9 protein-coding genes are annotated in these 10,822 nt (G+C 70.7%); 7 read left to right on the top strand and 2 right to left on the bottom strand.

What is annotated here, in order from left to right; translation table 11 throughout:
- The 4 genes from VF794_RS12500 to VF794_RS12485 all read left to right on the top strand — a co-directional run.
- A partial coding sequence (locus VF794_RS12500) for an ATP-binding protein (RefSeq protein ID WP_331110021.1) occupies positions 1-326 on the top strand: 326 nt, incomplete at its 5' end.
- On the top strand, positions 316-1,686 hold the full coding sequence (locus tag VF794_RS12495; protein WP_331110019.1) for a sigma-54 dependent transcriptional regulator: 1,371 nt from the start codon (positions 316-318) through the stop codon (positions 1,684-1,686). The genes VF794_RS12500 and VF794_RS12495, both read left to right, overlap by 11 nt.
- Before the next feature lie 48 nt (positions 1,687-1,734).
- Entirely contained in the window at positions 1,735-3,102 is a 1,368-nt protein-coding gene (locus tag VF794_RS12490; RefSeq protein WP_331110017.1) for a VCBS repeat-containing protein, read from the top strand.
- A 31-nt stretch (positions 3,103-3,133) separates the two neighbouring features.
- Positions 3,134-4,903, top strand: coding sequence for a glycoside hydrolase family 43 protein (locus VF794_RS12485; protein WP_331110016.1), 1,770 nt, complete (start codon positions 3,134-3,136; stop codon positions 4,901-4,903).
- Here the strand turns inward: VF794_RS12485 and VF794_RS12480 are convergent.
- On the bottom strand, positions 4,900-5,685 hold the full coding sequence (locus tag VF794_RS12480) for an SIR2 family NAD-dependent protein deacylase (RefSeq protein ID WP_331110013.1): 786 nt from the start codon (positions 5,683-5,685) through the stop codon (positions 4,900-4,902). The genes VF794_RS12485 and VF794_RS12480 overlap by 4 nt on opposite strands.
- A 113-nt stretch (positions 5,686-5,798) precedes the next feature.
- On the opposite strand from VF794_RS12480, the gene VF794_RS12475 reads away from it, so the two are divergent.
- Positions 5,799-6,596: a hypothetical protein gene (locus VF794_RS12475; RefSeq protein ID WP_331110011.1), complete on the top strand. Its 798-nt coding sequence runs from the start codon at positions 5,799-5,801 to the stop codon at positions 6,594-6,596.
- On the opposite strand, the gene VF794_RS12470 is transcribed toward VF794_RS12475, so the two are convergent.
- A complete protein-coding gene (locus tag VF794_RS12470; RefSeq protein WP_331110009.1) occupies positions 6,593-8,350 on the bottom strand; it encodes a hypothetical protein in 1,758 nt (585 codons plus the stop codon). The genes VF794_RS12475 and VF794_RS12470 overlap by 4 nt on opposite strands.
- 135 nt (positions 8,351-8,485) lie before the next feature.
- Here VF794_RS12470 and VF794_RS12465 point away from each other — a divergent pair, with 135 nt between their 5' ends.
- Together VF794_RS12465 and VF794_RS12460 are read left to right on the top strand one after the other, a co-directional pair.
- Positions 8,486-10,168, top strand: a complete 1,683-nt coding sequence (locus tag VF794_RS12465; protein ID WP_331110007.1) for a right-handed parallel beta-helix repeat-containing protein — start codon at positions 8,486-8,488, stop codon at positions 10,166-10,168.
- 138 nt (positions 10,169-10,306) lie between these two features.
- Positions 10,307-10,675 (top strand): DNA-binding response regulator, encoded by a 369-nt coding sequence (locus VF794_RS12460; RefSeq protein WP_331110005.1) that lies wholly within the window; start codon positions 10,307-10,309, stop codon positions 10,673-10,675.
- The last annotated feature ends 147 nt before the right edge of the window (positions 10,676-10,822 follow it).

Here is a 10,822-nt window from a genome sequence, read left to right as displayed (position 1 = left end):
GCGATGCCTGTGAGCCCGGAGGCTCGGTGCGCATCGCCGCGCACGTGGAGGCGCCGAGCGAGCCCGGGGCCTGGAGTGGGGTGCGGATGACGGTGCGCGACGACGGGTGCGGCATTCCGCCGGAGAGCCTCAACCGCGTCTTCGACCCCTTCTTCACCACGAAGAAGCGTGGCCAGGGCACGGGGTTGGGGCTGACGGTGGTGGCGCAGCTCGTCCGCAACCACGGGGGCCGCATCGAGCTGGACAGCGCGCCCGGCCGGGGCACGTGCGTGACGCTGTGGTGGCCCACGGCGGCCACGGCGAACGAGGAGCGACATGCCGTCTGAGGGACGAGTGCTGGTGGTGGACGACCACGTGGAGATGGCCCGGTTGCTGGCCGACCACCTCACCGACGCGGGCTACACGGTGGACGTGGCCACCAGCGGGCAGGAGGCCCTCGCCGCGGTGCGCGGACGCGTGCTGGACGCCGTGGTGTGCGACCTGCGCATGGAGCAGGTGGACGGCTTCGACGTGCTGGCCGCCGTGCGGCAGGTGGACCCCACGCTGCCGGTGCTCATCATGACGGCCTTCGGCGGGGTGGAGAACGCCGTGGAGGCCATGCGGCGCGGGGCCACGCACTACTTCACCAAGCCCTTCCGCCTGGACGAGGTGCTGCTGTACGTGCAGCGCGCCATCGCCGAGCGGCGGCTGCGCGAGGAGAACCGGGCACTGCGTCAGGCCGTGGGGGACCGCTCGGCCTACGCGGCGCTGGTGGGCCGCAGCGCCCCCATGCGCTCCCTCTATGAGCTCATCGAGCGCGTGGCCCACTCCCCGGCGCCGGTACTGGTGCGTGGCGAGAGCGGCTCGGGCAAGGAGCTGGTGGCCCGCGCGCTGCACTTCGAGGGCCCGCGCAAGGCCGGCCCCTTCGTCGCGGTGAACTGCACCGCCATCCCCAACGCGCTGCTGGAGAGCGAGCTCTTCGGCCACGTGAAGGGCAGCTTCACCGGGGCCACCACGCCCCGGCGTGGACTCTTCCTGGAGGCGGACGGCGGCACGCTCTTCCTCGACGAGATTGGCGACATGGCGCCCGAGCTCCAGGCCAAGCTGCTGCGCGTGCTGGAGGACGGCGAGGTGCGCGCGGTGGGCGCGGATGCCTCGCGCAAGGTGGACGTGCGCGTGGTGGCCGCCACCCACCAGGAGCTGGAGGCGCGCGTGCGCGAGGGCCGCTTCCGGCAGGACCTCTTCTACCGCCTCAACGTGGTGCCGCTGCACGTGCCCTCCCTGCGCGAGCGGCGCGAGGACATTCCCCCGCTGGTGGAGCACTTCGTCGCGCAGTCGCGCAAGCGCAACCCCCGCGCGCGCCTCACCGGCTTCTCCCCCGAGGCCCTCGCCGCGCTCGCCGCCGCGCCCTGGCCCGGCAACGTGCGCGAGCTGGAGAACCTCGTCGAGCGCCTCGCCGTGGTGACGGTGCAGGAGATGGTGGACCTGCCCACGCTCCAGCTCCACGCGCCCGGTGTGACGGCGGACCCCCATCCCCTGTCACGCGCGCAGGACCGGCTCATCCCCCTGCGCCAGCTCGAGGGCGAGTACATCGCCTTCGTGGTGGCGCAATGCGGTGGCAACAAGACGAAGGCAGCGGAAATCCTCGGCATCGACGTCTCCACCATCCACCGACGCGAGCGCGAGCGGAGTGGAAACACCTCGTAGGCACGAGCACGCTGGGTACACTGCGCGCCTCTCTTTCTCGGAGGCCTCGTGTCCTTCTCCCGACCCCCTTCTTCCCGAGGGCCGCGCTCGCGGCCCTTCCGCGCACTGCTCGCCCTGGGGGCCGTGCTCCTGCTGACTCCGGCCTGCGAGGAGGAGGTGGAGCCACCCGACTACAACCCCCTCCCCGGGCAGCAGCCGGGGGCGGGTGGGGGTGGTGGCAATCAGACGCAAGATGGAGGCACGGGTGATGCCGGCACCTTCGCGGCGAGGCCCTCGTGCCCCAGCGGCTCCACCTCGTGCGCGGGCGCGTGCCCGGATGGGGGCGTGGTGTGCCTGGGCAACTGCGGCTACCTCGCCCCGGTGACGTACACCTTCGCCGGCGCCTCGGGCCCCAGGGACCTCGCCGTCGGTGACCTCAACGCGGATGGGTACGTCGACCTCGTCACGGCGAACGCCAACGCCAACGCGGTGGCCGTCCTGCTCAACCACAAGGACGGCACCTTCTACACCCCCACGCTGCTGGTGACGCCCGGGAGCGAGCCCTCGTCCGTGCTCCTCTCCGACTACAACGCGGACCAGCGGCTGGACCTCTTCGTCGGCCATGGCGCCGCCCAGTCCCTCGCGGTGTCCCAGGGCACGGGCAACGGCTCCTTCCAGTCGGCGTCCTCCCTCGCGCTCGGCATGGACATCGACGGCCTCGCGCTCGGCCGGTTCAACGGCTCCACCCAGGGCCAGAGCCTCGCCGTCCTCCAGACGGCCCTGGGCAAGGTGTCCCTCTTCAAGGTGGGCACCGATGGGAAGCTCACGGAGGCCGGCTCCTTCACCGCGCCCGCGAGCCCCGACTCGCTGGTGGTCGCCGACTTCAACCTCGACGGCCGGGAGGACCTCGCCGTCATCCACCCGTCCGCCTGCGGCTCGACGGGGGAGACCACCTGCCAGTCCGTGGGCGTGCTGCTGAGCAAGGGCGATGGCACCTTCCAGCCCCAGCTCCTCACCCCCCTGGGTGGCACTCCGCGAGGCGTGGTGGCGATTGACCTGAACAAGGACTCGCGGCCAGAGCTGGTCGTCGCCGACGCGACCCGCGACCAGGTCCTCCTGCTGCTCGGCCGGGGCGATGGCACCTTCCAGACGCCGCTCACCTACCCCTCGGTGGACGCGCCGGATCGGCTGACCGTGGCGGACCTCAACGGGGACACGGTGATGGACGTGATGGCGGCGAGCTCCACGTCTGGCCGGGTGAGTGTGTACCTCGGCCAGTTCAATGGCACCCTGTCGCCGCAGGTGGTCCTCACCGCGTCGGCCCAGGCCCAGCGGCTCCGCAACCTGGTGACGGCGGACTTCGACGGGGACAACTCCAGGGACCTCGCCGTCCTCACCTCGGATGGGCTCCAGATGCTGTGGGGAATCTGCCGCTAGGCGAGAATGTCGGCCTCTTCCAAGGAGAACCATGCGTCTACGATTCGAAGCGATACTCGTTTCACTCATCGCCCTCGCGATGGGCGCCGGATGTGCGGGCCCGGAGGACGCCAGCTTCGAGCCGGAGCCGGGCGGCGCGTCATCGGCCGCCCCGCAGGCGCTCGGAGTCTGTGACGGAGTCACCTGTAGCGGGCACGGCCTCTGTAAGGACAACGCCGGCAGCGCGGTCTGCGTCTGCGACGAGGGCTTCGTGGGGTCCTCGTGCGCCACGCGCGGCTCCAACTTCTACGCGCGCTCGCTGCTCGTCCCGGGGCTCGCCGATCCCGACGTCTACAAGGAGAACGATGACCTGTTCTTCCTCACCGGCACCGGCGACGCGCGGAGCTTGCCCATCTACGAGAGCAACGATCTCTCGAGCTTCCGCTTCAAGCGCGGGTACGACCCCTCGGTGGCGGACCCGACCTACGACTACTGCATGATCTGGGCGCCGGACCTCGGCAAGTCCAACGGCGTCTACAACCTCTACTTCTCGGCCCAACGGGTGCCCAACGGCATGGCCTGCCCGGCGTCCGGCCAGGACGTGACGACCTTCGTGGCCTCGGCGCCCGACCTGAACCTGAATTTCGCCGCGCCCAGGCCGATCAACCCGAGCACCACCTATCCGCGCACCACCATCGGCTCGGCCTGCACGGCGCAGGGCTGCAACCGGAACATCCGCATCGACTCGGCCTCGTTCACCGACACGTCGGGCCACTGGCTCTTCTATGTGTGGTTCGATCGGGGCAACAACATCTCCTCGTTCAACACCGCGGCCCCCGCCACCGTCCACAACCACGCGGGCCCGGCGCTCTACACCCTTCCCGCGCACGAGGAGGGCATCAACGAGGCCCCCGAGCTCCTCAAGCGCAACGGCCTCTACTACCTGCTCTTCAGCACCGGCTGGTACAACAGCCAGTACGCCATGAACTACATCATGGCGGACTCCCTGCCCGCGCTCACCCGGGCGCGCGCGGTGCGGCCGCTCTCCCAGGCGATGCGCAACGCCTCCGGGGCGCTCATCCAGAGTCATGGCCACAACGTGGTGGTGGACCGGCGCGGTGAGTACTTCAACATCTTCCACCAGGGCGCCTTCGAGCCCGCGGGCACCTTCGCCTCGCGCAGCACCTACAAGCAGCGCATCGCCTTCAAGCCCGACGGCTCGATGCACTCGCTCAACCAGGTCAATGTCCGCTGGACGAAGCTGGCCGCGTACAACTACTCGCTCGACCTCGTGCTGCGCGATGGGTCCGTGATTGGCCCGTGCATGTCCGCCGGCCTCCTCGGCGCCTCGAACAAGACCGTCTTCAACGGCGTGTGCCCCAGCGCGGGCAGCCGCATGGTGAACAAGGGCGACATCGCCGCCTTCCGCGTCTTCTATTCGAGCAGCAGCACCTGGGGGCCCTTCGTCGAGAAGGCCTACGACGGCGTCTCGGATGACGTCTTCCTGGAGCTTCCCGGTGGCACCACGCCCTTCGTGGACCTGACCTGGAGCGAGGAGGAGACGGGCGCCCAGTACTCCATCGACGTGCAGCGGCGCGACACGGGCGCGTGGATTGGCCCCTGCATCGGCGTCACCTCCGTCAACCGCAGCCTCTCGTGGAGCTACAGCGGGCGCTGCGACACCCCGGGCATCAACCTGGCCATCTCCAACATCAGCACCTTCCGCATCTGCTCGGCGGTGGGCGGCGACTGGGCCCGCGCACGCTGCGGCGCCACGGCCTACGACGGCAAGAGCATGCACGTGCCGATCGTCATCCCCTAGCCGTTGTCGGGCGCGTGGGCATCGGCGCCCAGGAGCTGCTTCACCCGGGCGAGCACCGGGGGCAGCACCTCGCCGATGCCCGCGTCGATGCGCAGGTGGGCCAGCTCGTCGAAGGGCGTCTCACCCCGGTTGAGGAGGATGAGCCGGGCGCCCATCTCCAGCGCGATGCGTGGCATCTCGTTGGCCGGTGACACCACCAGCGACGAGCCGATGGCGAAGAACACGTCGCTGCGCTCCGAGTGCGCGAAGGACTCTTGAATTTCCCTCGCGGGCAGCGGGTCCCCGAAGTTCACCACCGAGGAGATGATGCGGCCCTTGCACATGGGGCAGCGCGGCTGTCCCTTCAGCGGACGCTGGGTGCGGTAACCCTCGCCCCACACCCGGCGGTCCCAGCCCACCTGCTGGAAGGCGAAGCGGCTGTCGCAGGCAAGGCAGCGCATCAGCTTGCCGTTGCCGTGCAGCTCCGCGAGCTTCTCGAGGGGGAAGCCGGACTCCAGGTGGAGGTTGTCCACGTTCTGCGAGATGAGGAACTGGAGCTTCCCCAGGCGCTCCAGCTGGACGAGCGCGTCATGGGCCACGTTCGGGCGGATCTGCGAGGCGGGCTTGCCCCATTTGGGCGGTGGCAGGCCGGCGTCGCGGCGGGTCCACACCCCGTCCGGGCCTCGGAAGTCCGGCAGGCCCGAGTCGGTGCTGATGCCCGCGCCAGTGAAGGCCACCAGGTGCCTGCTGGCGGCGATCCACTCGGCCGCCTTCTCGATTTGTTGGTTCAGCGTGGCGCTCATGGTCGTTCCTCGTTGGCCGGCGAAAAAAGCCGGACTGGTGGCAACCCTCCACGTGGGTTGGACCATTCCGTTGGGAAGGCGGCGAGGAAGCAGCCGGGCGGGGGAGCCCCCGGATGAGACGTGGGGACATGGTCTTCCCAGCCCTCATGCACACCTTCGCGGCCATGAAGAGGCGAGGGCGGTACGGGGTCCTCATGGGACTGCTGGGCGGGTTGCTGGCGGGAGGCGGGATCGCGCACGCGGAGACGACCCTGTTGCTGTACGTGGGAGTCTCCTTCACCCATGACAGCAACGTACGGCTGCGCCAGCCGGGTGGCACCGACCTGACGTACAGGGACATCTCCTGGACGAGCCAGTCCTGGACGTCCCCCATCTATTACGGCGTGCGCCTCACCCACCACTTCGAGGCCCGGCGGGACTGGGGCGTGATGCTCGACTTCTTCCACGACAAGGTCTTCGCGGACACGGAGCAGGCCGTCCGGGTGACAGGCACGCGAGGGGGCGAGCCCGTGGAGGGCATGGAGCCGATGGCGGCCACCGTCCAGCGCTTCAACATGTCCCACGGGATGAACTACCTCACGCTGGACGTGCTGCACCGCTGGAACACCTGTCCCGAGCCCGGGTGCACGGGGCGTGTCCAACCCTATGTGGGCGCGGGGGCGGGGCTCGTGATTCCCCATGTGGAGGCCACGATGGGCGACCAGGCGGTGAGCGAGTATCAGGTGCGCGGTCCGGCCTTCCAGGTGCTGGGCGGGGTGGCGTGGCCCTTCGCCTCCCGCTTCGCGCTCTCCAGCGAGTACCGGTTCACCCACACCTCGCCCACGGTGGACGTGCCGGGCGGAACCCTGGAGACCTCTATCGACACGCACCACCTCATCGCCGGCCCGTCGTTCCGACTGCCGGGACTCTAGGGGGAGAGGGCGACCCGCGCTCCCACGGGCGGCGGGGTGGTGCGGCGCAGCTGGCCGTCCTTCCAGCCCAGGAAGACGAAGGAGGGGTCCTCCAGGGGCAGATCGAAGTCGAAGCCGAGCCGCGTGGGCCCCTCGGCATCCGCCTCCAGTACCGTCACCCGCATGCCCTGGAGCTCCACGCGCGAGCCCGCGGGCAGCGGGTGCGTGTTGGGACTTCGGAACACCTTCTCGAACTCGTTGGTGAGGAAGTGGCCCCGGGTGAGTGACAGCTCCAGGGACGAGGGCCCCGTGCGGGTGAGCACATGGGGCTCCATCGACATGGACAGCGACCACCAGGCGAGGGGCCTGGGCATGCCGCGCGTGGCGAGGATCATCGGCAGGTACAGGGTGAAGCCCGGAATCGGCGCCGGGAGGAGCACCACCCGCTGCCCGGGGAGCCGCTGGTAGTCCAGCTCGTCCGCCACCGTCTGGTAGATGGGCTCGGCCTGCGTGCCGAACTGCCGGAAGAGGAGGAACATCCCTGGCCAGAGCAGGGGCGCCAGCACCAGGTGCGTGAGCGCGAGCACGCTGGCCCCCGCCGCCACGCCCCGGGGACGCCAGCCGCGCGCCCGCGAGCGCCACGCGAACACGAGCACCACCGCCACGGCCACCAGCGAGCCGAGGCTCGGCACGAGCAGCAGGCGGTTGGCGGGGAAGGTGGACATCACCGGCAGCAGCGACAGCGCCGCGCCGAGGAAGAGCCAGCGGGAGTGTCGGCGCTCGTCCTCGGTGAGGCTCGGCCACGCGGCGCGCACCAGCAGCGCGAGCATTCCGAGCCCGAGGAGTCCCAGGCCCACCAGGACGGGGCGGACGCTCGCGCTCGCCATCCAGATATCCGCGGGCACCTCCAGCACCAGCGCGCCGAGCAGCACCGGGAGCTTCTCCAGTGCGCCCAGGAGGAAGCGCCCGGGCTCGCCCAGCGGGTCCATGTAGGAGCCGGAGCCGTAGGCGCCGTAGCCGCGCGCCTTGTACAGCACGAGGTAGCCGAGCCCGAGCAGTGCCGCCGGGGCGATGGAGCGCAGCCGCTCCTTTATAGGGCCTCGGGCCCCGAGCAGCTCATAGGCCAGCACGTACGCGAAGAGGCCCAGCGCGGTCTCTCCGCCCAGCAGTCCCACGGCGAGCCCGGCCAGCGACAGGGGCAGGGCCCAGGGCCGGTGGGACTCGCGCCACTCCAGGTGCATCCACAGGCCGAGGAGCGCGGGCACGGCTGCCACCAACGCGTTGCGGTTGGCGAGCCACCCGGTGACCATGAAGTGCGAGCCATCAATGGCGAAGAGGAACAGCGCGAGCGCCCCGATGGCGCCCGGCAGGAAGCGCCGCAGCAGCGCGCCGAGGACGGCCACCATTCCCAGGTACCAGGCCACCGAGTGCAGGTGCCACCCCCTGGCGTCGCGGCCGAAGAGGGCGTGGTCCATCACCGCGAGCGCGCTCGACAAGGGGCGCCAGAAGACCAGCTTCAGCTCGGGCAGCGTCCACCACGGGTAGGGCCCCTGGTCCACCAGCGGCTTGAGGGTCGCGGGGTCCCCACTCGCGAAGCGGAACAAGTCGTAGGGCGAGCCCAGGGAGGGCAGGCCCTCGAGGATGAGCAGGTGTCCGAAGTCGTCGGAGAGGAAGCCCAGCCAGACGGTGGGCAGGGCGAGGACCAGCGCGGCCAGCAGGGAGAGCCAGAGGACGCGCGGGAAGGCGAGCCACGGGCCTCGGGTGGGGGTGTCCATGGGCCACCATCATGCACCATCGGACGTCCAGAGCTTGTCACTCGGTGGTGCCGGGCCGGGGGCCTCGGTTCAAGGCGTGGGAGCCCGTCGGTAGCCTGAACTCTCTTCCGCGTCTGGAATGGGAGTCACGTGCGCATGCGTCGAGCGGATGTGGGGCACCTGTCGTTGCTGGCGGTGGGGCTGTTGCTGGTGGCGGCGGGCTGTGACGAACGCGGCGCTCCCGACGTCACCTACCGGGTGCCGCTCGTCCTCCAGGAGACCTCGCAGTCGCCGGCCTCGGTGGGCCCAGGGGAGCCCCTGCGGCTGGGCGTCACCGTCTCCGGAACTCCCGGCGAGCCCCTGACCTTCACGTGGTCCACGAACGCCGGCGGCGTGGGCGGCACGGTGAGCGACGGGGGCCGCGGTGACGGGGTGTGGGCCGCCCTGTCCTGCCTGCCTCCCGGCGTGACGCCCACCGTGACGGTGACGGTCACCGATGCGGCCGGGCAGAGCGTCTCCCACACCTTTCCCATCACCTGGACGGGCCCCAGGTGCACGCGAGAGCCGTGCCCCTTCTCGCTCGCAGAGGGGCGCGTGGCGCTGACGGCCGACTGCACCACGGACTCCACGCTGTTCATCCCGGACGACTACACGTTCGACGGTCAGGGGCACACCGTCACCGCGGTGGATCCGCCGGGAGGCGCGTTCACCGGGGCCGTCCTCCGCAACCGGGGCACGAAGGCGCGCGTCCAGAACGTCACCGTCACCGCCAGCGGCCTGAAGGACGTCTGCCAGTCCGACGCGGCGAGGCTCCGCGGCATCCTGCTCGAAGGGGCCTCGGGCGAGGTCGTGGACAGCGAGGTGCGCGACCTCCAGAAGGGCTCGGGCGCGAGCGGCTGCCAGGAGGGCTTCGGCATCGAGGCGCGCAACGACGACGCGAGCCGGGGGCCCTTCCGGGTGGACGTGCTGCGCAGCCGCGTCTCGCGGTTCCAGAAGGTGGGCCTCCTGGCGATTGGCGCCGTGGAGGTGACGCTCTCCAACAACACCGTGGAGGGTGGAGGGCCCTCGGCCTCCATCGCCCGCAACGGCCTCCAGGTCAGCCTGGGCGCCAGGGGGCGGGTGACGGGGAATACCGTCTCCGGGAATGCCTACACGGGCCCCATGGCGGACACCACCGGCACGGGCATCCTCATCACCGGCGGCGGCTACTACGGCCCCGGCAGCCCGCTGGTGACCGGGCTCGTCATCGAGGGCAACACCCTCACCGGCAACGACATCGGCATCAGCCTCTCCCAGCTGGAGGGGGCGGGAGACGCGCCCTCGACGCCGACGCGCCTCCGCGTGGCCGGCAACACCCTGGGCAACGGCGCGGCGTCCAACCCCTACTACCAGGCCGCCATCGCGGATTACGGCACGGGCAACGTCATCACCTCGAATGCCGTCTCCGGGGCGGGTTACGACCCCACCACCGTGCCCGGTCGCACCTTCTCCGTCGACGTTTTGGCCGAGGCGGCCTCGGCGCTCGCGTTCCTCACCCCCGCGTCCGACGTCGCGGTGGGGGCCTGCTCCGGGAAGCTCACCGTGCAGAGCCAGGACGCCAAGGGCAACCTCGTCCCCTCCTCGGAGACGTTCACCCTCTCGGCCTCCGGCCCCGCGGCCCCCGGGCTCACCTTCTTCTCGGATCCGGGGTGCGGCGGGAGTGCGCTCTCCACCGTGAGCCTGTCGAACCCGCAGGCGGAGGCGACCTTCTATTTCAAGGCCTCCACGCCGGGCGCGGTGACGGTGTCGGTGGCTGGAGGCGTGCCGGGCCCGGCCTCCCAGGCCCACACCGTCCACTGATCCAAGGCGCCCGGCGGAAGCTGGCAAACCGCCAGGGGGGCCTTGCAGGGTGCCACGATGCGCCGTGACGCGGCGCGGTGCTCCCGAGGGAGCGGCCCAGGCATGTTGCTTGCTGAAGCACGGAGGTGAGGTCCCGCCATGCGCCACCCCTTGCCGTGCTGCGTCATCCTCGCGCCGGACGCGGACGAGTCACTGCGCTCGCTGCTGAGCGACGTGCTGGGCGACATGGGCATCACCCTGCGGCCCTCGGGAGTCGGAGGGCGCCCGGACGTGGTGCTCGCGCTGGTGCAGGGAGCGGACAGTGTCGCCCGGGTGCTGCGGGGGGCGGGGAATGAGGCGGGGCCAGCACCTGTCGTGGTGCTGCTGCCCTTCGACGACGAGCGGCTGCGGCGCTCGGCGCTGAACCTGGGGGCGCGAGGTTGTTACGCCCTGGGCACGCCGCTGGAGGAGTTGAAGGAGTTGCTGCGCGACGTGGTGGATGGGTCGCTTGAGCGGGAGGCACGATGATGGAGCGTGAGTCCTGGCCGATGGTGCAGCCGTACCCGAGGTCCGTGCTGCGGTTGGTTCCCTCGTTGCCCGCGTGGTCGAGCCCCCCGTCGGGCGAGCGGGTGCTGGTGGCGGCGGAGGGTTTCCGGTTGACGAGTGAGCGATTGG

Source organism: Archangium sp., assembly GCF_036389735.1.
GTDB lineage: Bacteria > Myxococcota > Myxococcia > Myxococcales > Myxococcaceae > Archangium.
Note: the sequence above shows the minus strand (reverse complement) of the source record. Positions and strands in the feature narration are given on the sequence as shown.

Coding starts and splice junctions, on each gene's coding strand:
- VF794_RS12465 (WP_331110007.1), top strand. CDS start 8,486: ATGCGTCGAGCGGATGTGGGGCACCTGTCGTTGCTGGCGGTGGGGCTG.
- VF794_RS12475 (WP_331110011.1), top strand. CDS start 5,799: ATGAGACGTGGGGACATGGTCTTCCCAGCCCTCATGCACACCTTCGCG.
- VF794_RS12480 (WP_331110013.1), bottom strand. CDS start 5,685: ATGAGCGCCACGCTGAACCAACAAATCGAGAAGGCGGCCGAGTGGATC.
- VF794_RS12460 (WP_331110005.1), top strand. CDS start 10,307: ATGCGCCACCCCTTGCCGTGCTGCGTCATCCTCGCGCCGGACGCGGAC.
- VF794_RS12470 (WP_331110009.1), bottom strand. CDS start 8,350: ATGGACACCCCCACCCGAGGCCCGTGGCTCGCCTTCCCGCGCGTCCTC.
- VF794_RS12485 (WP_331110016.1), top strand. CDS start 3,134: ATGCGTCTACGATTCGAAGCGATACTCGTTTCACTCATCGCCCTCGCG.
- VF794_RS12495 (WP_331110019.1), top strand. CDS start 316: ATGCCGTCTGAGGGACGAGTGCTGGTGGTGGACGACCACGTGGAGATG.